The organism is Allobosea sp. 47.2.35, from assembly GCF_024655635.1.
Classification (GTDB): domain Bacteria; phylum Pseudomonadota; class Alphaproteobacteria; order Rhizobiales; family Beijerinckiaceae; genus Allobosea.
Map to the genome: position 1 here is coordinate 121,534 of NZ_JANLGI010000008.1, position 23,026 is coordinate 144,559.

Sequence of the window (23,026 nt, forward strand, 5' to 3'; positions counted from 1 at the left end):
GTCGAAAAGCTCCATGTCGGGCGCGCCCGGGCCGCTGTCCGGCCGGGGCGACCTTTCGGCCCGCATTCGTGAAACGCATCCGCAGATGGCCAATCCCGATGTCATCGTCATAGGCGCCGGCGTGGTCGGCCTCTCCGCCGCGATCGCGGCGCAGGGGCGCGGCCTGACGGTCGCCGTACTAGACAAGACCGGGCCGGCCGCGGGCGCCTCCGCCGGCAATGCCGGTGCCTTCGCCTTCACCGACATCCTGCCGCTGGCCTCGCCCGGCATCCTGCGCAAGGCGCCGAAATGGCTGCTCGATCCGCTTGGGCCGCTTTCGGTACCGCCGGCCTATGCGCTCAGGATCGCACCCTGGATGCTCCGCTTCTGGCGCGCCTGCTCGCCTGCCCGCGTCGCGCATTCCACGACGGCGCAGACCGCCCTGATGGACCTGTCCAAGGCGGAGCTGGAACCGTTCCTGCACGAAACCGGCACCTTCGGGATGCTGCGCAAGGACGGCAATCTCCAGGTCTACGAGGGCAAGGCCGAGCTGGAGGCTTCCCTGCCCGGCTGGCAGGCACGCGAGGAACACGGCATCGCCTTCCGGCATCTCGACGCCGACGGCATGGCCGCGATCCAGCCCGGCCTCGCTCCGCGCTTCACCCACGGCACCTTCACCCCCGGCTGGTACTCGATCGCCGATCCGCAGGGCTATACATTGGCTCTCGCCGACCATTTCCGCGCCCGCGGTGGTATCATCGAGCGGCTCGAGGTCGAAAGTCTGCAGCCGCTCAGCGACGGCGTCGCGGTCCATGTCCGCGACGGCCGCCCGCGTCAGGCCGCGCAGGTCGTCCTTGCGGCCGGTGCCTTCTCCCACCGCATCGCGCACAGCCTCGACGAACGCATCCCGCTCGAAACCGAGCGCGGCTACAACACCACGCTGCCGCCCGATGCCTTCGACCTGCGCACGCAGATCACCTTCGGCGGCCATGGCTTCGTCGTCAGCCGGCTCTCGATCGGCATCCGCGTCGGCGGGGCCGTCGAGCTCGGCGGGCTCGACTTAGCCCCGAATTTCCGCCGCTCGGAGGCGATGCTGGCCAAGGCCCGCACCTTCCTGCACGGTCTCCGGCCCGATGACGGCGTGCAATGGATGGGCTTCCGCCCCTCGCTGCCGGACAGCCTGCCGGCGATCGGCCGCGCTCGCGCCACGCCGCGCGTGATCTATGCCTTCGGCCATGGCCATCTCGGCCTGACGCAATCGGCCGGCACCGCCCGGCTGGTCGCCGATCTCTTGACGGACCGGCCGCCGGCCATCGACATCGCTTCCTTCTCACCGCAGCGCTTCTGAGAGTCGGACCATGGCCAGCCACACCTTCTCCTGCATCGACGGCCACACCTGCGGCAATCCGGTGCGCCTCGTATCCGGCGGCGGCCCGCGGCTCGAAGGCAACAACATGCTGGAGAAGCGCGCCCATTTCCTGCGCGAATTCGACTGGATCCGCACCGGTCTGATGTTCGAGCCGCGCGGCCACGACATGATGTCGGGCTCGATCCTCTACCCGCCGACCCGCCCCGATTGCGACGTCGCCGTGCTCTTCATCGAGACCTCGGGCTGCCTGCCGATGTGCGGCCACGGCACCATCGGCACGATCACCATGGGCATCGAGAACGGGCTGATCACCCCGCGCGAGCCCGGCAAGCTCTCGATCGACGCGCCCGCCGGCAAGGTCGATATCAGCTATCGCCAGGAAGGCCGCTTCGTCGAGGAGGTCCGCCTGACCAATGTGCCGGGCTTCCTCTATGCCGAGGGCCTGACGGCCGAGGTCGAGGGTCTCGGCGAGATCGTCGTCGACGTCGCCTATGGCGGCAATTTCTACGCCATCGTCGAGCCGCAGAAGAATTTCCGGGACATGATCGACCATACCGCCGGCGAGCTGATCGGCTGGTCGCCGAAGCTGCGCACGGCGCTGAACAGGAAATACGAGTTCATCCATCCCGAGCACCCTGAGATCCAGGGCCTCAGCCATATCCAGTGGACCGGCAAGGCGACGAAGCCGGAGGCGCATGCCCGCAACGCCGTGTTCTACGGCGACAAGGCGATCGACCGCTCGCCCTGCGGCACCGGCACCTCGGCCCGGATGGCGCAGCTCGCCGCCAAGGGCAAGCTCGCCGTCGGCGACGAGTTCGTGCATGAATCGATCATCGGTTCGCTGTTCAAGGGCCGGGTCGAGGCTGCCCTGACCGTCGCCAACCGGCCCGCGATCATCCCCTCCATCGCCGGCTGGGCCCGGATGACCGGCTACAACACGATCTTCATCGACGATCGCGACCCCTTCGCCCACGGCTTCGTGGTGACGTGAGGGGCCTCGGCGGCCCGCTTCATCTCAGCAGAGCGCTGGTCGCCCCGATGCCCTAGCCATTGGCGACGATGACGCGTCCGACGACGGTCGACAGCGCAGCGAGAGCCGGCAACCGCCTCGCCTTCCTGTCGGTCACGATGGCGGAAACCCGATCGAGCTCACAGAAGCGGACACGGCTCGTCACGCCGATCTTGGAATGATCGGCGATCAGGACGACGCTGGCCGAATTGGCGACCATGGCCCGGGCGATCTCCGCCGTGTGCTCGAAGAAGTTGGTCGCCGCGCCGTCCACGTCGACGCCGAAGGGCGACAGCAGCGCCACGTCGGCCTTGAAGCGATAGATGTCGTTGATCGTCGATGCGCCGCCGGTCTCCGGCGGCTCATGCACGATCGCACCACCGAGCAGGAAGACACGGCTGCCCATCCTCTGCTGGGTCGAGGCCATGCTCGTCGCGACCTGCAGCGAGTTCGTGAGGATGTTGAGCTCGGGAACGCTCTTCAGTTCCTCCGCCAGTGCCGCCGTCGTGGTTCCCCCGTCGAGGAACAGTGTCTGGCCGCTTTTGATCAGGGCCAGCGCAGCCAGTGCGATGGCGCGCTTCTCCTGCAGCCGGACCGTGGAACGGGCTCCGTAGGACGCGTCCTGCTCTGCGGGAAGGCTGACCGCTCCACCGTGGATGCGCCGCAAGCGGCCGTTCCGCTCCATGGCGACGAGATCGCGGCGGATCGACTCGTGGGAGACCTCGAACTCCTGGGCCAACCTCTCGACCGAAACGCTACCGAATGTCTCGAGAAGCGTGCCGATGCGCTGCTTTCGATCACCTTGCCACATATGCAATCGCCTCCTCCGCAACGCTCATGGCACCGCTCGCAGCAGCGCACAACCAGAGCCTCCATAAAATACACATAAATACACATTGCCACAGATATCCACGAATGCTAAGCCATCTCCAGAGTGATCGGGGATAGCGGATGCGCGCCGGGAACAATCAGGACGAGTGGCTGGCCTTCGCCCTCCAGCTAGCGACGGAGAGCGGCGCGATCCTGCGCGATGCGGCGACCGTCCGCCCCGATGTCGAGGTCAAGCCCGATCGCAGCTTCGTCACCGCGCTCGACGCTCGCATCGAGCGACGCATGCGCGAAATGCTTGCAGACCGTTTCCCCACCCACGGCATCATCGGCGAGGAGGAGGCTCCCTCCGATGGTGACGCCGATCTGGTCTGGGTGCTCGATCCGATCGATGGCACCGCCGCCTTCATCGCCGGCCTGCCGGTCTACGGCTCGCTGATCGCCCTCATGAAGGAAGGCGAGCCGATCCTGGGGATCATCGACCACCCGATCACCGGCGATCGCTGGATTGGCGTCAAGGGCAGCCCCACCACGCATAACGGACGCCCCTGCCGTACCCGCGCCTGCGGTGCGCTCGGCGAGGCCATCCTCTCCGCGAGCAATCCCGACTTCTTCGACGCGGAAGAGACCCCGGCGCTCGACGCCATGCGTGCCGCGACCGCCTGGCGCATCTGGGGCGGCGCCTGCATGAGCTTCGGCCTGCTGGCCTCGGGGCGCACCGATGCCGCCTTCGACACGCGTCTGAAGCTCTGGGATTTCGCGCCCTTCCGCCCGATCATCGAAGGCGCCGGCGGCGTCATCACCGACTGGGACGGGCGGCCGATCGATCACCGGACGGGCAAGCGCATCATGGCGGCCGGCGATCCGGCCCGTCACCGCGAGATGCTGGGACTCGTCGAGACCGCGATGAAGCGTTAAGCCGACTACAGACCATTCGCTCCGAGACGGCGCCGATCCGCCGGAGCTTCAGTCAGAGGGGACGACGAGATGGGCATTGCGATCGAGGATCTGGCCGTCGCCTATGGCGGTCAGCGTGTGATCGACGGGCTGGCATTGACGATCGAGCCGGGCACGTTCTTCACGCTGCTCGGCCCGTCTGGCTGCGGCAAGACCACGCTTCTGCGCACCATCGCCGGCTTCGTCCCCGCCGAGCGCGGGCATATGCGCTTCGGCGGCACGGAGGTGACGCATCTGCCGCCGCACAAGCGCGATATCGGCATGTGCTTCCAGGACTACGCGCTCTTCCCGGACAAGACCGTGTTCGACAACGTCGCCTATGGCCTGCGCGCCCGCAAGCTGGCGGAAAGCGCGATCAAGCCCAGGGTCCAGGCGGCACTGGAGCGCGTCGGCCTCGGCCATCTGGGTAGCCGCCATCCGGCCGCGCTCTCCGGCGGCCAGCGCCAGCGCGTTGCGCTGGCGCGCGCCCTCGTCATCCAGCCGAAAGTGCTGCTGATGGACGAGCCGCTCTCCAATCTCGATGCCAAGCTGCGCCTCCAGGTGCGCGAGACCATCGTCGAGCTCCAGCGCGAGGCGAAGATCACCACGGTCTTCGTCACCCATGACCGGGAAGAGGCGCTCGCCATGTCCGACCGGATCGGCGTGATGAATCAGGGCCGGCTCGAGCAGGTCGGCACGCCCGCCCAGATCTACCGCGAGCCGCGCACCGGCTATGTCGCCGATTTCGTCGGCGGCGCCAACATCATGGCGGTCGAGACCGCCGCGCGGCAGGCCGGTGAGACCGCGACCATCGCCCTCGACGGCGCCGCCATCACGGCCCGCGCCCCGGCGGCGCTGGCCGCCGGCAAGGCGACTCTGGTCGCGCGTCCCGAGGATATCCTGCTGGCCGAGCCCGGCACGGCCGGCACGCTGCCGGGCAAGATCGCGCATCGCCAGTATCTCGGCGGCAAGACCAGCTACAAGGTCGCGCTCGACAGCGGGCGCGTGCTCGCGGTCGACCTGCAGAGCGGCGCGCATGACCGCTTCGAGCCCGGCGCGGCGGTCGGCCTCGGCTTCGATCCCGCCCGCACGCTGGTGCTCGCGTCATGACCCGCCAGTTCAGCTCGATCTGGTTCTGGTTCTCCGCGCTGGCGCTGGCGATCCTGGCCGTCTTCCTGCTCTATCCCCTGCTCAACGTGCTGACCGGCTCCATCGGCAGCGGTGGCCGCAACGGCTGGGTGACATTGGCCGGCGACCCCAAATATTTCGCCGCCATCCTCAACACCATCGTGCTCGGCATCGCCGTGACGCTGACCACGACGCTGATCGGCGTGCCGCTCGCCTATTTCACCGCGCGCTTCGACTTTCCCGGCAAGGGCATCGTCGCGGTGCTGCCGCTGGTCACGCTGGTCATTCCCGAGGTCATCGCCGCCCAGACCTGGCTGATGATGCTTGGCAATAACGGCTTCATCACGCGCTGGCTCGGCGGCCACGGCATCGACATGCCGAGCTTCTACGGCTGGCCCGGCCTGATCACGGTGATGACCTTCACCTATTACACCTACACCTATATCGGCACGCTCGCCGCCATCCGCGGCTTCGACGTCCAGCTCGAGGAGGCCGCGCAGAGCCTCGGCACCTCGCCCGCCCGCTCGCGCCTCAACGTCATGTTGCCGGTGGTGCTGCCCTCGGTTCTGGCAAGCGCGCTGCTGGTCTTCACGCTCGTCGTCGGCAACTTCGCCACTGCCACCATCCTCGGCAGCCGCGTGCCGCTGCTCTCGGTCCTGACCTACCAGGCCGCGGTCGCCGAAGGCGGCTCCGACCCGGTGATGCAGTCGACGCTCGCGACCGTCTCGATCGCGCTGGTCATGATCGTGCTCTTCGTCCAGCGCTGGATCGTCTCGCGCGGCCGCCACGAGGTCACGCAAGGACGTGGCGCGCGGGCCGAGAAGCTGCGCGGCCTGCCTGGCCTCTTCATCGGGCTGGCCGCCGGGCTCCTCGTCATCGTCTCGCTCTTGCCGCTGGGCTCGATCGTCGTCGGCGCCTTCACCGTCTCGCGCGGCCCGGTCATGCGCTGGGGCGAATGGACCACGGCGCATGTCGAGCGCCTCGTCAGGATCGCGCCCGATCCGGTGATCAACACGCTGCTCTACTCGGCCGCAGCGACCGCGATCGGCATCACCTTCTCGGCCATCGTCAGCTATCTCATCGTCAAGAAGCGCAACATTCTGACGCCCGCGCTCGACTACCTGACGGCACTGCCGCTGGCCTTGTCCGGCACGATCATCGGCATCGGCCTGATCATGTCCTTCAACACCGGCTTCCTGCCGCTCACCGGCACGGCCAGCATCATCGTGCTCGCCTATATCGTGCGCCGCCTGCCCTTCGGCATCCGCAACGCGTCCTCGACGCTCTACAACATCCCGAACTCGATCGAGGAAGCGTCGATCAGCCTCGGCGTGCCGCCGGTCTCGACCTTCTTCAAGGTCGTGCTGCCCTTGATGCTGCCGGCCGTCGCCGCCGCTGCGGTACTGACCTGGACGACCACTGTCGCCGAGCTCTCGGCCTCGATCATCGTCTATTCCGGCGGGCGCGAGACCATGCCGATCCAGATCTACAAGCTGATCGACTCCAACCTGATGGCCCCGGCCTCGGCTTATGGCCTCGTGCTGGTCGCGGTGATCCTGATCCCGATCATCGTCGCGACCCGCGTCTTCAAGATCGACCTGTTCTCGTCGAAGAGCTGAACGAACCGACCAACACAAGGCCGGGCCGGCGCCGCCTGCCGCCCGCGCTCAGAGGGGAAGGCGGAGTGAAAGGAACGAACATGACCCACCTGATCGACCGCCGCACCGTGCTCGCCGGCCTCGCCGGCATGGCCGCAGCGCCCGCATTCGCGCAAAGCGCCTCGGGCACCGTCGTGCTCTACACCTCCAATAACGCGCAATCGGTCGATGCCGTGCTCGGCGTCGCCAAGGAAAAGCAGCCCAACCTGAAGATCAGCACGATCACCGGCGGCTCGGGCCAGCTGCTGCGCCGCATCGAAGCCGAGGCCGCCAAGCCTCAGGCCGACATCTTCTGGAGCTCCAGCGCCAACACGCTCGGCGCCTTCAAGCAGCTCTTCGAATCCTATGCTTCCCCGGCCGCATCCGCCATTCCGGCTGCGCTGCGTCACCCGGAGAATCTCTGGACCGCCTCGAACGTCCATCTCGTGGTGGCGATGATCAACAAGAACCAGCTCGGCGGGAAGCCGGCGCCGAAGACCTGGAAGGACCTGATCGACCCCGCCTTCAAGGGCAAGATCATCATCGCCGACCCCGCCAACAGCTCGACCGCCTTCACCATCCTCTGGGGCGTCGACAAGCTGATGGGGCCGGACGGCCTGAAGGCGCTCGCCGCCAACCTGACCGTCTCCAGCGCCGCATCGACGGTGCTGCGCGCCGTCGGCCAGGGCGAATTCGCCATCGGGCTGACCTTCGAGTCGAACGCCTATGCCTATGTCGCCGGCGGCCAGCGCGAGATCTCGCTGCTCTATCCGGCCGAGGGCACCTTCTCGACGCCGGAGTTCCAGGTGCTGGTCAAGGGCGCGCCGGCCGGCGCCAACGCCAAGGCAGCCTATGACCTGATGCTGTCGAAGGAAGCCCAGATCGCCTTGCTGGAGAACGCCTTCCGCCGGCCGAGCCGCAGCGATATCGACGTCTCCAAGCATGTCGAGCTGCCGGCGATCGACAGCGTCAAGGTCTTCGCCATCGACGAGGACGAGGCCGCCGCCAAGCGCGATGAGTTCCTCAAGCGCTGGCAGTCCTACGGCACAGCCACGAAGTAAGCGGGCCGCAACCCGATAGTTCTCAGGCGCCTCCGGGCGCCTGATTTCGTTTCAGGAAGCCACCCGGTTGAAGCTCCCTCACGGCGCTTCCTCGCCGCCCCGGCGGATCAGGAAGATCGCGGCACCCGCGCTCATCAGCGCGAGGCAGAACCATGTCAGCGCATAAACCAGATGCGTGTTGCGGAAGCTGACTTGGGTCATGCCGCCCTGCGGCAGCGGGCCAGGCTCCGCGGCCGCATCGGCATCGACGAAATAGGGCGCGACCTCTCCCAGCCCGCGCGCAGAAGCGATCGCAACGACATCGCGCGAATACCAGCGCCCGGCAGCGGGATCGTTGCTGCGCAGGAAGCCGCCGCCAGGCTCGCTCAGCCGCAGCAGGCCCACCACCTTCGTATCCCCGGCGCCCGTCGCTCGCCGCTCTCCCGCCCCGCGCTGCCCTTCCGGCACGAAGCCGCGATTGACCAGGACGGTGAAGCCGGCATCGCTACGGAACGGCGCGAGAACCCAGAAGCCCGGCCCGCGCTCGGTCACCGCCATGGTCAGCGTTTCCGGGGCATCGAGATAGCGGCCTTGCAGCATGACGCGGCGATATTCGTCGGTGGCCGCGCTGATCCTGGACCATTCCGCCGATCCCGGCGCCGCGGCGGCTCGAGCATGAATCCGCGCCTCGACGCGGGCGATCAGGTCGACCTTCCAGCTCCGGCGCTCAAGCTGCCAGATGCCGAGACCAGCGAAAACGAGGACGAACAGACCAAGTGCTGTTGCAAAAGCGAACCGAGCAAGGCCGCCTCGCTTGCGCCCGCCCGCTTCCACCGGCACCGATCCGGTCTCACATCTTATGCATGTCCGGCATCATGTTGGTGTTGAGGTGGTACATCACCCACAGCGAGCCGGCGAGCACGATCACCACGATGACGATGGTGAAGATCAGGCCCATCATGTTCCAGCCGCCCTCGGAGCGGCCGTTCATGTGCAGGAAATAGACCATGTGGACGACGATCTGCACGGCGGCGAAGGCCATGATCACGATCGCCGTCAGCGTCGCGTTGCCGAGCACGTCGTTCATGACGAGCCAGAACGGGATCGCGGTCAGGACGACCGAGAGCAGGAAGCCGGTGACATAGCCGCGCAGGCTGCCATGCGGGGCATGGTCGTCGCCATGGGCGCCATGCTGCTCGGCGTGCGGGTCGACGTGGCTTTGGGAACCGCTCATTTCAGCACGCCCATCAGATAGACGAAGGTGAAGACGCCGATCCAGATGACGTCGAGGAAGTGCCAGAACATCGAGAGGCAGAGCAGGCGCCGCCGATTGGCCTCGATCAGCCCGCGCTTCGAGACCTGCACCATCAGCACGGTCAACCAGATCAGGCCGAAGGTGACGTGCAGGCCATGCGTGCCCACCAGCGTGAAGAAGGAGGACAGGAAGGCGCTGCGCATCGGCGTCGCCCCCTCGCGGATGAGATGCGCGAACTCGTAGAGCTCGATCGCCAGGAAGGCGAGGCCGAACAGTCCGGTGATGAGCAGCCAGCGCTGCATCAGCGCCTGCTTGCCTTTGTCCATGGCCAGCATGGCGAAGCCGTAGGTGATCGAGGAGAACAGCAGCATCGCCGTGTTCACCGCGACCAGCCTGAGATCGAACAGGTCGGCGCCCGACGGCCCGGCCGCATAGTTGCGCCCGAGCACGCCATAGGTCGCGAAGAGGACTGCGAAGATCAGGCAGTCGCTCATCAGATAGAGCCAGAAGCCGAGCATGGTCGAGCCGCCGGAGTGCTCGTGCTCGTCTTCGGTCACGTAGAACGTCGGAACGCCCGCGGCCTGTGCCTGTGCTTTCGCCTTGGCCATCATCGCCCCTCAGGCCCGTCCGAGCTGTCTGCTGCGCGCTTCCTCTTCACGCACGACTGCGTCAGCGGGAATGTGGAAGTCGCGGTCGTAGTTGAAGCTATGCGCGATCGCAGTCGCGACCACGCCGACGAAGGTCAGCGCCGCCAGCCACCAGATGTACCATATCAGCGCGAAGCCGCAGATCGTGGCGAGCCCGGCGATGATCACGCCGGCGCCGGTGTTCCGCGGCATGTGGATCGGCTTGAAGCCGCCGAGCGGGCGCCGGTAGCCGCGCTTCTTCATGTCGGCCCAGGCATCGAGATCATGCACGATCGGCGTGAACGCGAAATTGTAGGCCGGTGGCGGCGAGGAGGTCGACCATTCCAGCGTGCGCCCGTCCCACGGGTCGCCGGTCGTATCGCGCAATGGCTCGCGCCTGACGATGCTGACGGCGATCTGGATGATGAAGCAGAGGATGCCGAGCGCGATCAGCACCGCGCCGACGGCCGCGATCACGAACCAGATCTGCAGCGAGGGGTCCTCGAAGCGACTGAGGCGTCGCGTCACGCCCATCAGGCCGAGGATGTAGAGCGGCATGAAGGCGACGTAGAAGCCGATCACCCAGAACCAGAACGACAGCAGGCCCCAGAACTTGTCGAGCTTGAAGCCGAAGGCCTTGGGGAACCAGTAGGCGATGCCGGCGAAGACGCCGAAGACCACGCCGCCGATGATGACGTTGTGGAAATGGGCGATCAGGAACAGGCTGTTATGCAGGATGAAATCGGCCGGCGGCACCGCCAGCATCACGCCGGTCATGCCGCCGATCACGAAGGTGATCATGAAGGCGAGCAGCCACAGCATCGGCAATTCGAAGCGGATGCGGCCGCGATACATCGTGAACAGCCAGTTGAATATCTTCGCGCCCGTCGGGATCGAGATGATCATCGTCGTGATGCCGAAGAAGGAGTTCACGCTGGCGCCCGAGCCCATCGTGAAGAAGTGGTGCAGCCAGACCAGGTAGGACAGGATGGTGATGACCACCGTCGCATAGACCATCGAGGCGTAACCGAAGAGGCGCTTGCCGCAGAAGGTCGAGGCCACCTCCGAATACACCCCGAAGATCGGCAGGATCAGGATGTAGACCTCCGGGTGGCCCCAGATCCAGATCAGGTTCACGTACATCATCGGGTTGCCGCCGAGATCGTTCGTGAAGAAATTCGTGCCGACATAGCGGTCGAGCGTCAAAAGCGCGAGCGTCGCCGCCAGGATCGGGAAGGTCGCGACGATCAGCACGTTGGTGCACAGCGACGTCCAGGTGAAGACCGGCATCTTCATCATGTCCATGCCGGGCGCGCGCATCTTCACGATGGTCGCGATCAGGTTCACGCCGGACAAGGTCGTACCCACGCCTGCGATCTGCAGGGCCCATAGGTAGTAGTCCATGCCCACCCCAGGCGAGTAGGCGGCCCCCGAGAGCGGCGGATAGGCGAGCCAGCCGACCTTGGCGAATTCGCCGACGAACAGCGACATCATCACCAGCACGGCGCCGCCGACCGTCATCCAGAACGAGAAATTGTTGAGGAACGGGAAGGCGACGTCGCGGGCGCCGATCTGCAACGGCACGACATAGTTCATCAGGCCGGTGACGAAGGGCATCGCCACGAAGAAGATCATGATCACGCCATGCGCCGTGAAGATCTGGTCGTAATGATGCGGCGGCAGGTAGCCCTCGTTGCCGGCAAAGGCGATCGCCTGCTGGCCGCGCATCATCAGCGCGTCGGCGAAGCCGCGCAGCAGCATGATGACGCCGAGGATCATGTACATGATCCCGATCTTCTTGTGGTCCACGCTGGTGAACCACTCGTGCCAGAGATAGCCCCAGAGCTTGTAGCGGGTGACCAGCGCGACGAGGGCAAGGCCGCCGAGCGCCACTGCGGCGAAGGTCCCGATCAGGATCGGCTCGTGATAGGGGATCGCTTCAAGGGTGAAGCGGCCGAAGATCAGCTTCCACCAGTCGGGATAGGTCATCGCTCACTCGCCTAGTTGGCGGCGCGGGCGGTGACGCCCGCGGTGCCGTAGACATCGGTCGGCGTGCAGATCGCCGTCACGAACGGGCGCGGCGGCATCGGCTGCCCGCCCCGGCGCACGCTCTTGTCGTATTCGAGCTGCGCGACGATATGGATGCCCTCCTTGCCGCCCCCACCCCTGGCGTCCAGCGCCATCATGTCGCGCGTGCACATCTTGGCACGGTCGACGCACATGTTGAGGATGGCGCTGAAGAGATCGGACGGGATGTCGCGGAAATAACGGACCTTCTCGCGCTCACTCGGCCGCTCCAGCACGAGATAGTCCTCGCGCCCCAGCGTGCTGCCGTTGCGGATCGCGCCCTGCACCCAGTCGCCGAAGCCCTTGTCGTCGACGCCGCGGAAGCGGAAGCGCATGTCGGAGAAACCGGCACCGCTGTAATTGGCCGAGAAGCCCTCGAACTCGCCGGAATGGTTGATCACGGCGTTGAGCTTGGTCTGCATGCCCGGCATCGCGTAGATCTGGCCGGCCAGCGCGGGGATGAAGAGCGAGTTCATCACCGAGGACGAGGTGATGCGGAACTCGATCGGCTGGTCGACCGGCGCCACGACCTCATTGAGCGAGGCGATGCCCTGCGCCGGGTAGAGGAACAGCCATTTCCAGTCGAGCGCGACGACCTGGATGACGAGCGGCTCCTTCTTGACCCCGTTACCGCCGGCCCTGGCCTCGACCACCGGCTTGCTGGCGCTGATCCGGTTGAGCGGGCGATAAGGGTCCAGCAGATGCGTGCCCATCCAGGTCATCGCACCCAGGATGACGATGATCAGCAGCGGCACCGACCAGATCACCACCTCCAGCGGCAGCGAATGGTTCCAGTCCGGATCGTAGCTCGCCTTGGCCGAGGCACGGTAGCGCCAGGCGAAGAAGATCGTCAGCGCCATCACCGGCACGATGACCAGCAGCATCAGCGCGGTCGAGGCGAGCAGGAGGTTTCGCTGCTGCATCGCAACATCGCCTGATGGGCCAAGCAGCACCATCTGGCAGCCGCCGAGCAGCGCGAACAACGGCAAAATCGGTAGAATTCGAAAGATTCTCAAGAGACTCGAGACCTCCCTGATCCGGGAACCGCCGTTCTCTATTCCCATTCTCCCGCACTGCACATCGGACAATCTGTCCCATTGCGACGGTTTGACGGGTGGCTTCTATCCACCGTATCCATTTGCAGGAGGTGCGGGCAAGTCCGGTTCTGACGGCCGGCCCGCCAAAGAGGAATTCGCGGTCATGAGCGCTGACGCGGCGAGCCGTTCATCGAGACACAAGACGGAAGAGCGCGGCCACGGCCATGTGGCGCCGGCCGATATCGCGCTCGGCGTCATCATCGGACGAACCTCCGAATATTTCGACTTCTTCGTCTTCGGGCTGGGCTGCGTGCTGGTCTTCCCCGAGCTGGTCTTCCCCTTCGCCGACCGGCTGACGGGCACGCTTTATGCGTTCGGCATCTTCGCGCTCGCCTTCGTCACCCGCCCGATCGGCTCCGTGCTGTTCTTCGCCATCGACCGCCGCTACGGCCGGGGGACCAAGCTCACCGCCGCGCTCTTCCTGCTCGGCGGCTCGACGGCGGCGATCGCCTTCCTGCCGGGCTATGCGACGCTCGGCATCTGGTCGATCGTCATCCTCGCCGGCTTCCGCCTGCTGCAGGGCATCGCGCTCGGCGGTGCCTGGGACGGCCTGTCCTCCCTGCTCGCCCTCAACGCCCCGCCGAACCGCCGCGGCTGGTACGCCATGCTGCCGCAGCTCGGCGCGCCCTTCGGCTTCATCCTCGCCGCCGGTCTCTTCGCCTATTTCGAGGGTGCGCTCTCCAAGGAGGATTTCCTGAGCTGGGGCTGGCGCTATCCCTTCTTCGTCGCGCTGACGATCAACGTCGTCGCGCTCTTCGCCCGCCTGCGCATGGTCGCGACCCCTGAATTCGCCGAGCTGATGCAAACCCGCGAACTGATGCCGGTCCCTGTGGTCGAGCTCATCCGCGCCCATGGCCGCACGATCATCCTCGGCGCCTTCGTGCCGCTGGCGAGCTTCGCGCTCTTCCACCTCGTCACCATCTTCCCGGTGAGCTGGATCAACCTCTTCACCAACCGTTCGGTCTCGGAGTTCCTGCTGGTACAGAGCGCGGGCGCCGTGGTCGGCGCCGGCGCGGTCGTGACCTCCGGCCTGATCGCCGACCAGATCGGCCGCCGCAACACGCTGCTGCTCTCGGGCGGCATGATCGCGCTGTTCAGCCTGTCCAGCATCGTCGCGCCGCTGCTCTTCGGCGACAGCCTCGCCGGCCAGACGATCTATGTCATCGTCGGCTTCGGCCTGCTCGGCCTCGCCTATGGCCAGACCGCCGGCGCGGTCGCCTCCAGCTTCAAGCCGCAATACCGCTATACCGGAGCGGCGCTGACCTCCGACCTCGCCTGGCTGATCGGCGCCGGCTTTGCCCCGCTGGTGGCGCTGACGCTGTCCAGCGCTTTCGGCCTCGCCTGGGTCGGGCTCTACCTGCTCTCCGGCGCGCTCTGCACGCTGGCGGCTCTGTGGATCGACCGGCGGCTGGAAGCGCGCTACGAATAGCGCGCCCCGCCCCCGCCCACCTCAGCCCTGCCGATAGAGGAAGCGGTCCGGCTGGACCGGTTCCTCGCGCAGGCCCATGCGCTGCACCCGGTAGAGATGCTTGGTGAAGGCCAAAGCGTCGGCACGCGAGAGCTCGCGGCCCCGGTAATAGGCCTCCATCTCGACGCGCACGGCCTCCGGCGGATGGCGCGTGATCTTGCCGGCGACCTCGCGCGCCGTCGCCATCAGGGCGTCGGGCGCGACGACCTTGTTGATCAGACGATGCGACAGGGCTTCCTCGGCCTCCATCGGCTCGCCGGTCAGAAGCATCCACATCGCGACCGTGTGCGGCAGCTGGAGGCCGAGCCGCGAGGTGCCGCCCGCGCCGCCCATGCCATAGGCGACCTCGGGGAAACCGAACCTGGCATTGGTCGAGGCGATCCGGATATCGGTCAGCGAGAGCAGGTAGATCATGCCCTGCCCCAGGCACCAGCCGTTGACCGCGCCGATGATCGGCTTGAAGCGCTCGAGCGCCAGAACGTCGCGCGACCAGGAGAAATCATGCGGCGTCTCGCCCTCGCCATTATGCGGCCAGAGATGGTCGGCGAGTTCGTCGCGCGAGGTGGTGCCGCGCTTGTAAGGGGTCTTGATGTCGTCCCCGGCGCAGAAACCGCGCTCGCCGGCCCCGGTCAGGATGCCGCAGCGGATCGAGGTATCCGCCAGGAAGTCCTTGAGCGCGAGGAAAAGCTCCTTGTGGATCATCGGATTGGTCGGATTCACCGACCCGTTCTCGATGGTGAAGACGGCGATGTCGCCATCCTTCTCGTAGCGAAGCGGCAAGGCGATTCTCCTTCGGCGCGGATATCTCGAAACGGAAGCGGTTCAGCCGGCGAGCCAGCCACGGGACAGGCGGTCATAGGCGCCGGCGCGCAGGTCCTCGCGCTCGGCGACGATGACGTGCTTGGCGACCTTCTCGGACGGGGTTTTCGGCAGGCTCGCGCGGAATTCGAGGAAGCGCGGCACCTTGAACGGCGCGAGATGCGCGCTGCAATGCGCGAAGAAGCCGTCGACATCGAAGGCATCGGCGGCAACGCCCGGCTTCAGCACGATGCAGGCCTTCACCTCCTGCCCCCGATCGATATCGGGAACGGGTATCGCGGCGGCTTCGAGAATATCCTGCCAGCCGAGCATCACCGCCTCGACCTCGCGCGCCGCGATGTTCTCGCCGGAGCGGCGGATCATGTCCTTGATCCGCCCGACGATATAATGGAAACCGCGCTCGTCGCGCCGGAACAGGTCGCCGGTGCGGAACCAGCCACCCTCGCGAAAACTGTCGGCATTGGCTTCAGGCTTGTTCCAGTAGCCCTGCAGGATACCGGGGCCACGAATCCACAATTCGCCGATCTCGCCGGGCGGGACTTCGTTGCCCTCCTCGTCCCGGACCGTGGCCTCCCGGAAGGGCGAGGCGATGCCGCAGGTGCCGGAGCCGACCATCGAGGTCGCGCCATAGGGCGTGAACAGGGCCGAGCCGACCTCGGTCATGCCGAAGCTCTCGCGCGCCACCACGTTGAAGCGCGCCTCCAGCTCGGCATGCATGTTCTTCCGCAGGCCGAAGACCGAAACCATCTTCAGCGGGATATCGCGATCATCCAGCCGCGGCGCCTGCTTCAGGACGATCTGCGGGAAGATGCAGTATTCGATGCCGTAGCGCCGGACCCAGTCAAGGAAATGGGTCCCCGAGGCCTTGGCCGCGACGAAAAGCGTGCCCTTGAGCCGCATCGCCATCAGCAGCAGCCATTGCGGGTCCATGTAGTAGAAGGGCTGGGCCGCGATGACATGCTTGACGATGCCGTTGGCGCGCATCGCCGCGACCCGGCCGAGCGTCAGCCAGTAGCGGTGGCTGAGCATGCAGCCCTTGGGAAAGCCGGTCGTGCCTGAAGTGTACTGGATGTTGATGAGGTCATCGAGCTCCGGCTCGCGCACGGGCACGAAATCAGCCGCCGGGGTCGCGGCGAGAGCCTCCCAATCGCCCGCACCACCGACGACGATCGGCCTGGCGAAAGCTGGGAGGTCCCTGACCTCCGGCGCCTCGCCAATCTCGGCGAGCACGCCGGCATCGATGACGATCGTCCCGGCGCCGCTATCGGTCAGCACATAGGCGACCTCGCGCGGGGTATAGCGGACATTGACCGGCACCATGATCGCGCCGATCCGTGCCAGCGCCAGCCAGGTCAGCGGAAAGGCCGGGATGTTCGGCAGCATCACGCCGACCCGGTCGCCGAAGCCGATGCCGCGTGCCGCAAGCCCGGCCGCGAGCGCGCGCGTCTTCTCGGCAAGCTCGCGATAACTCAGCGCGATGCCGGCCTCGAAGAAATTCGCTACCGGCGCATCGCCCATCTCATCCGCGCAGCCGTCGATGAAGGCCGCGAGATTGCGCGGGAACGGCTCGGCCTCGATCAATGCGCGCAAATCCGCGGCTTCCTGCAATTCCCTATCCATCGGCCTGTTCCGTCCTGAGCCGGCGCAAGCCGGCGCTGCGTGCGATTTCCGCGATGCCGAGCCCGACCATCGACATCGCCACCATCACGCAGGCAGCGGCGGCGACGGTCGGGTCGAGCCTGAGATTGAGGTCGTTCCAGATCCGGAGCGGCAGGGTCTCGATCGCCCCGGAAACGAAGAGCGTGATGATCAGGTCGTCGAAGGAGGCGAAGAAGGCGAACATCGCTCCGGCGAGGATCGCGGGCCTGAGCGCCGGCAGCGTCACCAGCAGGAAGCTCCGCCACGGGCCGGCACCAAGCACGCGCGCCGCCCGCTCGATCGTCTCGTCGAGATTGCGCAGGGCAGCGCTCACCACCACGATGACATAGGGCACAGCCACGACCGTATGGGCGAGGACCAGCGTGGTCAGGCTCTCCAGCCATTTGAGGCGCGCGAACAGCATGAACATGCCGAGCGCGATGACGATGCCCGGCACGATCAGCGGCGCGATCGCCAGCCCGTAGAGCAGCCCTGCTCCCGGCAGGCGATGGCGCACGATCGCCAATGCGCTTGCCGTGCCGATCGCGACCGACAGGATCGTCACGAGCACGCCGATCTTGACGCTGAGCCAGAGCGCCCCGCTCCAGGACGCATCGGTGAAGAGCACGCGATACCAGCGCAGCGACCACGCACTCGGCGGGAAGCTCAGGATTTCCGACTCGTTGAAGGAGAGCGGGATCAGGAAAATCAGCGGGAACAGCAGGAAGAAGACGACAGCGCAGAACCAAAGAGCGAGCGCGATGCGAACGAGGCGGGAGCTCATCGCGCACCCCCGTAGAGATTGCGCTCCGGCACCAGCCAGCGCAGCAGGCCGACCGCAACGATCGTCGTCGCCAACAGGACAAGCGCCATGGCGGAAGCCGCCGTCCAGTCGTTCATCTGGTGGACCTGGAGGTCGATCAAGTTGGCGATGGTGCGGTGGCGCGGCCCGCCGAGCAGCGCCGGCGTGATATAGAAGCCGAGCGAGAGGATGAAGAGCAGCATCGCGGCGGCGACGATGCCGGGCTTCGTCATCGGCAGATAGACATGCCAGAAGGCGCGCCAGGGCGAGGCGCCGAGCACGCGCGCAGCCCGGACCAGCCCGGCATCGAGCTCGGTCATGACGCCGACCAGCGTCAGGATGGCGACCGGCAGCAGGATCTGGACCATGCCGAGATGCACCGCGAGCGGCGTGAATAGGAAGCGCTGCGGCTCGGAGGTGATCCCGAGCCAGATCAGCGAGGCATTGAGCAGCCCCTCGCGCCCGAGTACCAGCGACCATGTGTAGGTGCGCACGAGCACGCTGGTCCAGAACGGCAAAAGCACCAGCGCGAGATAGATGCCGCGCCGCGAGGCCGGCTGGCCGGCGATGAAACAGGCGGCGGGATAGCCGAGGACGAGGCAGATCAGCGTAACGCTGAGCGCGAGCTTCAGCGTGTTCAGGAAGACCACCGCGAAGACCGGCGAGGACATCAGCCAGCTGACGCCGGCCCATGCCCCGCCCTTGCTCGCAAACGAGATCCGCATGATCTCGACGAACGGGACCACGAAGAAGATCGCGAAGAGCAGCAGGAGCGGCGCGGCCAGAAGCGGCGCCACCAGCGATTTCCTGAGCACGTTACCTGTCCTCGGCCAGTCGCTCGCTTCAGCTCAGCAGCCAGGCGGCCCAGCGCTCGGTCAGCTTCGGCCGGTTCTCGCTCCAGTATTCCGGGTTGAACGAATACTGGACCGCGACATTGTCGGGATGGATCGGCAGGATCTTGGCAAGCTCCGGATCGACCTTCTCGATCAGGCCGGGCGCGAAGCCGGGATAGGGCGAATCCTGCAGAAGCTGCACGCCCTTGTCGGGATCGAGGCGCGTCTTCATGTAGCGCATCGCTTCCTTCGGGTGCTTGGCACCCTTCGGCACCGCCCAGTAGGAGAGCTGCAGCGCCCCGCCGTTCCAGATGATGTCAACCGGCTTGCCTTCCTTCTTGAGCGGCGGCACGCGCCCGTTCCAGACCGTGCCCATCACCGCCTCGCCATCGACAAGGAGCTGGACCTGCTGGGCGCCGGTCGTCCACCAGGCCGCGACATGGCGCTTGATCTGGTCGAGCTTCTTGAAGGCGCGCTCGACATCGAGCGGATAGAGCTTGTCGGCCGGCACGCCGTCGGCGAGTAGCGCGAATTCGAGGTTCTGCACCGGCGAATCCTACAAGGCGCGCGGCCCCGGAAAGGTCTTCACGTCCCAGAAATCGGCCCAGGATTTCGGCGCCTTGCCACCGAACTTGTCGGTGCGATAGGCGATCACGGTCGAGAAGGTCGAGGTGACCATGCCGTATTTCTGGCGGGCGATCGGCGGCAGCTTGTTGTCGGGATCGACGATCGACCAGTCGACCTCGGTCAGCCAGTTGTTCTTCACGGCCTCGATCATGTCAGCCCCGCCCATCTCGGTCAGGTCCCATTCCATGTTGCCGGTCTCGACCATCGCCTTGAGCTTGGCCAGCGAGACGGGCGCCGTGGCGCGGACGCCAACCCCGGTTTCGGCGGTGAAGGGCTTCTCGTAGATCCGCTCCAGCGACTTGGCGAGGCTGCCGCCGGAGCCGTTGACGGTGATCGTCACGGCCTGCGCGCGGGCGCTCGTGCCCAATGCGGCGAGCGCCGCGCCGCCCAGCGCCAGGCGGCCCATGTCACGTCTCGTCACTGCGGTCATCGTTCGTTCCCTCCCCTTGTTATGTCGTGGAATCGATCGTCAGCCGTCGAGGAACGCTGCCCTTTCCAGGCTGAATCCGAGGGTCACCGGCGCACCGGCAACGGGGCCGTCGCCGCCATGCCGGCGTTGCTCCTGCACGATCACGCGCCCGGCCTGCTCCGTCTCGACGACATAGCGGTAGCTGCCGCCATGGAAGGCGACGTCGCCGATCCGCCCGGCGAGCGCAGGCGCGCCGCCAGTCTCCGCGACCCTCGTGAAATGCTCCGGCCGCAAGGCCACCCGCCCGCGCCAGCCTTCCGGCAGGCGCGCCGGCGCCGGCGCGTCGGCCCCCGCGAAGGCGAGCCGCCCCCCGGCCAGCTCTGCGGCTAAGAAATTCGTCTCGCCGACGAATTGCGCGACGAAGGCGTTGCTCGGGCTGTCATAGACCGCGGCCGGCGTGCCGATCTGCTCGATCCGCCCCTCGCTCATCACCACGATCCGGTCGGACATGGCGAGCGCCTCGCCTTGATCATGCGTGACATAGATCACCGTGCAGCCGATGCGGCGCTGCACCTCCTTGATCTCGTCCTGCATCGCCTCGCGCAGCTTGAGGTCGAGCGCGCCGAGCGGCTCGTCCATCAGCAGCACGCGCGGCTCGAACACGATGGCGCGGGCGCAGGCGACGCGCTGGCGCTGGCCGCCGGAGAGTTCATGCGGCTTGCGCCCGCCGAAGCCTGCGAGCCGGACCATCGCCAGCGCCTGCTCGGCCTGCGCATGACGTTCCGCCTTCGGCACACCGCGCATCCGCAGCGGGAAGGCGACATTGTCGCGGACATCCATGTGCGGGAACAGCGAATAGCTCTGGAAGACCATGCCGACATTGCGCTTCTCGGTCGGCAAGCGGGTGATCGAGACGCCGTCGATCAGCACGTCGCCGGCACTGGGCTCGATGAAGCCGGCGAGGATGTTGAGCGCCGTCGTCTTGCCGGAGCCCGACGGGCCGAGGAAGGTGACGAACTCCCCGCCCGCGATATCCAGCGAGAATTCCCGGAGCGCCTCGACCGGCCCGTAGCGCTTCGTGATCCCGGAGAACGAGATCGGCGCCCCGCCTGTGGAGGCCTGCAACCCTTTCGCGCCGCGATGTGCTAGAGATGGGTGCATCACGATCCTGAAACTGATATCAATGTCAGTATGTGAATCGGAGACGAGACGTGTCAAGCGGCCATCCATCCGCAAAGCAGGCTGACGAAGCTATCGACGCGGCCAGAATGGCCGTTAGCGCAACCACTGGCTCAAATGAACCGCAAGCTGCAACCTCCGGCTTCAGCTTGCCGGAAGCGATGCGAGCCGAACTGGAAGCCGCGCCGAAACTGTCGCGCTCGGAGATGACCCGCCGAAAACTGATGATCGCGGCGGCGGAACTGATTCAGGATTCGGGCTTCGGTGGGCTCAAGGTCGCCGATGTCTGCAAGCGCGCCGATTTCGCCCACGGCACCTTCTACCTGCACTGGAAGGACAAGCGCGGCGTCGCCCATGACGTGCTGACAGCCTTCATGGAAGCGATCCGCGCGCACCGGCCGCAGCGCCAGCCCGGCCAGAGCTTCTATCAGCGGCTCGTCGTCGGGCATCTCTATTATATCGACCTCTACCGCCGGAATATCGGCCTGATGCGCTGCCAAGGGCAGCTTGCCGACGAACTGGACGAGTTCGCTGCAATCGGCCTGAAAGCCAATCTCGCGCTGGCCCATCGCGTCCTGCGCGCGGCGGAGCGCGAGGAGCCCTCGCTGGCGGCGCAGCCGATCCCCCAGCGCCTCGCGACGGCGCTGGGCTGCATCGCCATGGTCGACAAGCTGCTGCACGAGGTCTTCGCGCGGGGCCTGGCCCTCGGCCTCGGCGATGACGAATTCGCCGGGACGCTCTCGCTGAGCTGGCATCGCGCCCTGCTCGGTCGCGATCCGTGACCGCGTTCTAGGAACGCTTCCGGCAGAGAGCGGCTTCGACCTTCGTCGCGTTGCGGACGATGCGCGTCGCGATCACCGGCGGCTTCCGGCTTTCATCGATCTCGCCGGCGAAGACGATCGTGCCGTAGTAGCTGCCACTGACATCCGCCACGCGCTTGCGCTCAGCGACGGTCAGTTGCTCCAGCGAAGCTTCCGTGCCGGGCAGGCGCCGGTTGGAGGGCAGCAGCAGGACGTCGCGGGCCGGGCACGGCGCCCGGAAGCAGCGGATGCCGTTGTCGCAGGTCACGAACAGGGTTTCGGCCTGAACGGATTGCAAGTGGAGGCCAAGCAGGACTGTTGCCGCTACGATCTTCATGGGCCCGCATAATCCCATCCGGCGCGGCACCCGGCATCGTCCATACGGATGACGCCGGGCCTGCGGTCGCGCTCAGGCCGCCCGCGGCTGCTCCTGCGGCGCGAGATAGGCGCCCTGGAAGGTCTCCATCACATGCCCGACCATGTCGCGCGCGACATGGAGCTGGTCGTCCTGGAAGGCGAGCGCGCGGGGCGAGTTGAGCACGATCTCGTAGCTCGGGAAGTAGTCGACGAAGTCGTGGCGCCGGAACAATTCCTCCGCCACGGCCCGCAGCACGGATTTCGAGGCGCTGTTGGCGACGATGACATCGGCATCCTTGAAGGTCGCGCCGAACGGCACCGGCGAGACCGTGACGACGAAGCGCATCTCCGGGTGGCAGTGCTCGCGGATCAGCCCGATGATGTCGAGCATGTCGGCCAGCGTCGCGTCATAGCCGTAATCGACGAAGCGGAAGCGCTCCGGCATGCGCTGCAGCCAGACCGGGCCGGGATGGGCATTCATGGCGATGCCCGTCTCGGCGTCGAGCCAGGTCTCGGTCAGCCCCAGCGTGAAGAAGCAGACGCGCGCCTGCCTGATCTGCGCGGTCGCGGCGGTGAGGCGCTGGCGGTTGGCGAGCGCGGTCTCGCGATCGAGCAGCCTGAGGCCGCTGGCCTGCGGATCGAACCATTGCCCGGGCGCAAGCTCGATCAGCCCCTCGTCCGGGTAGCTCTCTCCGAGCAGGACGCGCTTGATCTCATGCGTCATCGAGCGCACCGAGTACTTGTTCAGCGCGCCCCGGCTGAGCTGGCCGCGATCGGCCCCGCCGCCGCGCCCGTTCTCCTCGTTCCAGCTCTCGAAATGCTCGGCCGGCACGCCATGGCCTTCGAGCAGCAGCGGCAGGCCGCGCATCATCAGGATGTTCTCGACCTCGCGCGCAAAACACGAACCCATGGTGAAGATCGGCTCGGATGGATCGAGCTTGAACTTCGACTTGTGCTCCACAGCGACATAGTCGCCCGTGGTCAGGCGTTCCTTGGCCATCTTCTCTGGCTTGCCCGAGGTCCAGCCGCGCACGGGATTGCCGCGCATGATCGAAAGGGCCGTGCCCGCATCGTACTCGATCTTCATGATCGTCTCCTGGTTCGTGGAAGCCGATAGCCGGAA

The 23,026-nt window shown here is 66.5% G+C and carries 21 protein-coding genes and 1 pseudogene; 8 read left to right on the forward strand and 14 right to left on the reverse strand.

Features of this window, described 5'->3' with window-relative positions; genetic code table 11:
* Positions 1–85: 85 nt before the first annotated feature.
* Positions 86–1,327 (forward strand): NAD(P)/FAD-dependent oxidoreductase, encoded by a 1,242-nt coding sequence (locus NUV79_RS12360; protein ID WP_257733465.1) that lies wholly within the window; start codon positions 86–88, stop codon positions 1,325–1,327.
* A gap of 10 nt (positions 1,328–1,337) precedes the next feature.
* On the forward strand, positions 1,338–2,339 hold the full coding sequence (locus tag NUV79_RS12365; RefSeq protein ID WP_257733383.1) for a 4-hydroxyproline epimerase: 1,002 nt from the start codon (positions 1,338–1,340) through the stop codon (positions 2,337–2,339).
* A gap of 52 nt (positions 2,340–2,391) precedes the next feature.
* On the opposite strand, the gene NUV79_RS12370 is transcribed toward NUV79_RS12365, so the two are convergent.
* Entirely contained in the window at positions 2,392–3,168 is a 777-nt protein-coding gene (locus tag NUV79_RS12370) for a DeoR/GlpR family DNA-binding transcription regulator (protein ID WP_257733466.1), read from the reverse strand.
* A gap of 140 nt (positions 3,169–3,308) precedes the next feature.
* On the opposite strand from NUV79_RS12370, the gene NUV79_RS12375 reads away from it, so the two are divergent.
* The 4 genes from NUV79_RS12375 (at position 3,309) to NUV79_RS12390 (ending at position 7,947) form a co-directional block, all read left to right on the forward strand.
* On the forward strand, positions 3,309–4,103 hold the full coding sequence (locus tag NUV79_RS12375; protein ID WP_257733384.1) for an inositol monophosphatase family protein: 795 nt from the start codon (positions 3,309–3,311) through the stop codon (positions 4,101–4,103).
* Positions 4,104–4,172: 69 nt separating this feature from the next.
* Positions 4,173–5,231: an ABC transporter ATP-binding protein gene (locus NUV79_RS12380; protein WP_257733385.1), complete on the forward strand. Its 1,059-nt coding sequence runs from the start codon at positions 4,173–4,175 to the stop codon at positions 5,229–5,231.
* A complete protein-coding gene (locus tag NUV79_RS12385) occupies positions 5,228–6,868 on the forward strand; it encodes an ABC transporter permease (protein ID WP_257733386.1) in 1,641 nt (546 codons plus the stop codon). Before NUV79_RS12380 ends, NUV79_RS12385 begins: the two co-directional genes overlap by 4 nt.
* A gap of 80 nt (positions 6,869–6,948) precedes the next feature.
* Complete coding sequence (locus NUV79_RS12390; RefSeq protein ID WP_257733387.1) at positions 6,949–7,947, forward strand: extracellular solute-binding protein; 999 nt, start codon at positions 6,949–6,951, stop codon at positions 7,945–7,947.
* A 78-nt stretch (positions 7,948–8,025) separates the two neighbouring features.
* Here NUV79_RS12390 and NUV79_RS12395 read toward each other — a convergent pair whose 3' ends face one another.
* Genes NUV79_RS12395 through cyoA form a run of 5 tightly spaced genes read right to left on the reverse strand, consistent with a single transcriptional unit; the run spans position 8,026 to position 12,890 of the window.
* On the reverse strand, positions 8,026–8,766 hold the full coding sequence (locus tag NUV79_RS12395) for an SURF1 family protein (RefSeq protein ID WP_374679261.1): 741 nt from the start codon (positions 8,764–8,766) through the stop codon (positions 8,026–8,028).
* A 10-nt stretch (positions 8,767–8,776) separates the two neighbouring features.
* A complete protein-coding gene (gene cyoD, locus NUV79_RS12400) occupies positions 8,777–9,160 on the reverse strand; it encodes a cytochrome o ubiquinol oxidase subunit IV (RefSeq protein ID WP_257733388.1) in 384 nt (127 codons plus the stop codon).
* On the reverse strand, positions 9,157–9,789 hold the full coding sequence (cyoC, locus tag NUV79_RS12405) for a cytochrome o ubiquinol oxidase subunit III (protein WP_257733389.1): 633 nt from the start codon (positions 9,787–9,789) through the stop codon (positions 9,157–9,159). Before cyoC ends, cyoD begins: the two co-directional genes overlap by 4 nt.
* A gap of 9 nt (positions 9,790–9,798) precedes the next feature.
* The gene (cyoB, locus tag NUV79_RS12410; RefSeq protein ID WP_257733390.1) at positions 9,799–11,796 is read right to left on the reverse strand and encodes a cytochrome o ubiquinol oxidase subunit I; all 1,998 of its coding nucleotides are present in this window, start codon (positions 11,794–11,796) and stop codon (positions 9,799–9,801) included.
* Positions 11,797–11,807: 11 nt separating this feature from the next.
* A complete protein-coding gene (gene cyoA, locus NUV79_RS12415; RefSeq protein WP_257733391.1) occupies positions 11,808–12,890 on the reverse strand; it encodes a ubiquinol oxidase subunit II in 1,083 nt (360 codons plus the stop codon).
* 184 nt (positions 12,891–13,074) lie between these two features.
* On the opposite strand from cyoA, the gene NUV79_RS12420 reads away from it, so the two are divergent.
* A complete protein-coding gene (locus NUV79_RS12420) occupies positions 13,075–14,400 on the forward strand; it encodes an MFS transporter (protein ID WP_257733392.1) in 1,326 nt (441 codons plus the stop codon).
* 21 nt (positions 14,401–14,421) lie between these two features.
* On the opposite strand, the gene NUV79_RS12425 is transcribed toward NUV79_RS12420, so the two are convergent.
* From NUV79_RS12425 to NUV79_RS12450, 6 genes and pseudogenes are all read right to left on the reverse strand, one after another.
* Complete coding sequence (locus NUV79_RS12425) at positions 14,422–15,219, reverse strand: enoyl-CoA hydratase/isomerase family protein (RefSeq protein WP_257733393.1); 798 nt, start codon at positions 15,217–15,219, stop codon at positions 14,422–14,424.
* Between the two features lie 42 nt (positions 15,220–15,261).
* A complete protein-coding gene (locus NUV79_RS12430; protein ID WP_257733394.1) occupies positions 15,262–16,878 on the reverse strand; it encodes a class I adenylate-forming enzyme family protein in 1,617 nt (538 codons plus the stop codon).
* Positions 16,871–17,680, reverse strand: coding sequence for an ABC transporter permease (locus tag NUV79_RS12435; protein WP_257733395.1), 810 nt, complete (start codon positions 17,678–17,680; stop codon positions 16,871–16,873). Before NUV79_RS12435 ends, NUV79_RS12430 begins: the two co-directional genes overlap by 8 nt.
* A complete protein-coding gene (locus NUV79_RS12440) occupies positions 17,677–18,513 on the reverse strand; it encodes an ABC transporter permease (protein ID WP_257733396.1) in 837 nt (278 codons plus the stop codon). Before NUV79_RS12440 ends, NUV79_RS12435 begins: the two co-directional genes overlap by 4 nt.
* Before the next feature lie 28 nt (positions 18,514–18,541).
* A pseudogene (locus NUV79_RS12445) lies at positions 18,542–19,588 on the reverse strand (ABC transporter substrate-binding protein).
* Between the two features lie 39 nt (positions 19,589–19,627).
* On the reverse strand, positions 19,628–20,692 hold the full coding sequence (locus NUV79_RS12450; RefSeq protein WP_308218198.1) for an ABC transporter ATP-binding protein: 1,065 nt from the start codon (positions 20,690–20,692) through the stop codon (positions 19,628–19,630).
* 260 nt (positions 20,693–20,952) lie between these two features.
* On the opposite strand from NUV79_RS12450, the gene NUV79_RS12455 reads away from it, so the two are divergent.
* A complete protein-coding gene (locus tag NUV79_RS12455; RefSeq protein ID WP_257733397.1) occupies positions 20,953–21,528 on the forward strand; it encodes a TetR/AcrR family transcriptional regulator in 576 nt (191 codons plus the stop codon).
* A 7-nt stretch (positions 21,529–21,535) separates the two neighbouring features.
* On the opposite strand, the gene NUV79_RS12460 is transcribed toward NUV79_RS12455, so the two are convergent.
* Positions 21,536–21,883 carry a hypothetical protein gene (locus tag NUV79_RS12460; protein ID WP_257733398.1) on the reverse strand — a complete coding sequence of 116 codons (348 nt, stop codon included), beginning with the start codon at positions 21,881–21,883 and terminating at the stop codon, positions 21,536–21,538.
* A 72-nt stretch (positions 21,884–21,955) separates the two neighbouring features.
* The gene (locus NUV79_RS12465; RefSeq protein WP_257733399.1) at positions 21,956–22,990 is read right to left on the reverse strand and encodes a GSCFA domain-containing protein; all 1,035 of its coding nucleotides are present in this window, start codon (positions 22,988–22,990) and stop codon (positions 21,956–21,958) included.
* Between the last annotated feature and the right edge of the window lie 36 nt (positions 22,991–23,026).

Coding starts and splice junctions, on each gene's coding strand:
- NUV79_RS12360 (WP_257733465.1), top strand. CDS start 86: ATGGCCAATCCCGATGTCATCGTCATAGGCGCCGGCGTGGTCGGCCTC.
- NUV79_RS12460 (WP_257733398.1), bottom strand. CDS start 21,883: ATGAAGATCGTAGCGGCAACAGTCCTGCTTGGCCTCCACTTGCAATCC.
- NUV79_RS12455 (WP_257733397.1), top strand. CDS start 20,953: ATGACCCGCCGAAAACTGATGATCGCGGCGGCGGAACTGATTCAGGAT.
- NUV79_RS12390 (WP_257733387.1), top strand. CDS start 6,949: ATGACCCACCTGATCGACCGCCGCACCGTGCTCGCCGGCCTCGCCGGC.
- cyoB (WP_257733390.1), bottom strand. CDS start 11,796: ATGACCTATCCCGACTGGTGGAAGCTGATCTTCGGCCGCTTCACCCTT.
- NUV79_RS12435 (WP_257733395.1), bottom strand. CDS start 17,680: ATGAGCTCCCGCCTCGTTCGCATCGCGCTCGCTCTTTGGTTCTGCGCT.
- cyoD (WP_257733388.1), bottom strand. CDS start 9,160: ATGAGCGGTTCCCAAAGCCACGTCGACCCGCACGCCGAGCAGCATGGC.
- NUV79_RS12380 (WP_257733385.1), top strand. CDS start 4,173: ATGGGCATTGCGATCGAGGATCTGGCCGTCGCCTATGGCGGTCAGCGT.
- NUV79_RS12375 (WP_257733384.1), top strand. CDS start 3,309: ATGCGCGCCGGGAACAATCAGGACGAGTGGCTGGCCTTCGCCCTCCAG.
- NUV79_RS12385 (WP_257733386.1), top strand. CDS start 5,228: ATGACCCGCCAGTTCAGCTCGATCTGGTTCTGGTTCTCCGCGCTGGCG.
- NUV79_RS12465 (WP_257733399.1), bottom strand. CDS start 22,990: ATGAAGATCGAGTACGATGCGGGCACGGCCCTTTCGATCATGCGCGGC.
- NUV79_RS12420 (WP_257733392.1), top strand. CDS start 13,075: ATGAGCGCTGACGCGGCGAGCCGTTCATCGAGACACAAGACGGAAGAG.
- cyoC (WP_257733389.1), bottom strand. CDS start 9,789: ATGGCCAAGGCGAAAGCACAGGCACAGGCCGCGGGCGTTCCGACGTTC.
- NUV79_RS12370 (WP_257733466.1), bottom strand. CDS start 3,168: ATGTGGCAAGGTGATCGAAAGCAGCGCATCGGCACGCTTCTCGAGACA.
- NUV79_RS12430 (WP_257733394.1), bottom strand. CDS start 16,878: ATGGATAGGGAATTGCAGGAAGCCGCGGATTTGCGCGCATTGATCGAG.
- NUV79_RS12365 (WP_257733383.1), top strand. CDS start 1,338: ATGGCCAGCCACACCTTCTCCTGCATCGACGGCCACACCTGCGGCAAT.